Source organism: Vibrio sp. 1288 (assembly GCF_033344475.1).
Map to the genome: position 1 here is coordinate 1 of NZ_JAWPOX010000666.1, position 639 is coordinate 639.

General features: G+C 46.8%; 1 protein-coding gene. It reads left to right on the forward strand.

What is annotated here, in order from left to right:
* On the forward strand, positions 1–639 hold a 639-nt coding region (locus R8O11_RS28655), incomplete at both ends, for an FAD-linked oxidase C-terminal domain-containing protein (protein WP_318195049.1).

Genomic DNA, 639 nt, shown 5'->3' on the forward strand with positions numbered 1-639 from the left:
ATTATGTTGGAAACAGAAGAAGCGGGCATTATCGGCTACCAAGTTTGTAACGATGTAGCGAGTATTGGACGTATCTACAACATGCGTAAAAAAGCGGTGGGTTTGTTAGGCGCTGCAAAAGGACGCGCTAAACCGGTCGCATTCGCTGAAGATACGTGTGTACCACCAGAAAACTTGGCCGATTTCATTGTAGAGTTCCGCGAACTATTAGATAGCAAGTCTCTGAATTACGGTATGTTTGGTCACGTTGATGCAGGGGTGCTGCACGTGCGTCCTGCGTTGGATTTGTGCGACCCGCACCAAGAAGCATTGATGCATGAAGTCTCTGATGAAGTCGTCAAGCTGGTAGCGAAATACGGCGGCCTGATGTGGGGTGAGCACGGAAAAGGTTTCCGCTCGGAATATGGTCCGGAGTTCTTTGGTAAAGAGTTGTTTACTGAGCTTAGACGAGTAAAAGCTGCATTCGACCCACACAATAAAATGAACCCAGGTAAAATCTGTACGCCATTTGATAGCGATGCAGAGTTGGTAAAAGTAACCGACACCAAACGTGGTTACTATGATCGCCAAATTGACGTACAAGTACGTGACAGCTTTAAGCAAGCGATGGAATGTAACGGGAACGGTTTGTGCTTTAAC